1 protein-coding gene is annotated in these 647 nt (G+C 47.6%); it reads right to left on the bottom strand.

All coding sequences use genetic code 11. The annotated features are described in order from the left end of the window. Window positions 1-647, bottom strand: a 647-nt coding sequence (nqrB, locus tag KIV40_RS27665) for an NADH:ubiquinone reductase (Na(+)-transporting) subunit B (protein ID WP_285352402.1), incomplete at both ends; no start/stop codon positions are given.

Raw genomic sequence — 647 nt, forward strand, 5'->3', positions numbered from 1 at the left:
GATACTGGGTCTGTTGCCATGAAGAACATACCGAATGCGAAGCCACCTAGAACTAGGTGCCAGTGCCAAGGCATGCTGAACATTGCATTAGTGTCAGAACCGATCACGTTGAATAGCGTAGACACAGCGATCATACCGATCATTACACCAGCAATGATACGCCATGAAGCTATACGCATGTATACGATCATCGCAGCACCGATCATAAGTGCTAGAGTCGATACTTCACCGATAGAACCTGGGATGTTACCAATGAACGCATCCATCCACGTGATTGCTTCACCAGATACAGTGTTCACTAGAGCGCTACCGCCGCCTTGAGCCCATTGGCTAAGTGCAGTTGCACCAGAGAAACCATCCGCTGCAGTCCATACTACGTCACCAGAAATCTGTGCAGGGTATGCAAAGAATAGGAACGCACGGACAGCAAGTGCAGGGTTAAGGAAGTTACGACCCGTACCACCGAAGATCTCTTTAGCAACAACAACACCGAAGGTAATACCTAATGCCGCTTGCCATAGAGGAAGTGTTGGCGGAACGATAAGTGCAAAAAGGATAGAAGTTACAAAGAAACCTTCGTTAACTTCGTGCTTACGCACCATACAGAATAGAACTTCCCAGAAACCACCAACGATAAATACCGTTGC

It is taken from the genome of Vibrio sp. D173a (assembly GCF_030248475.1).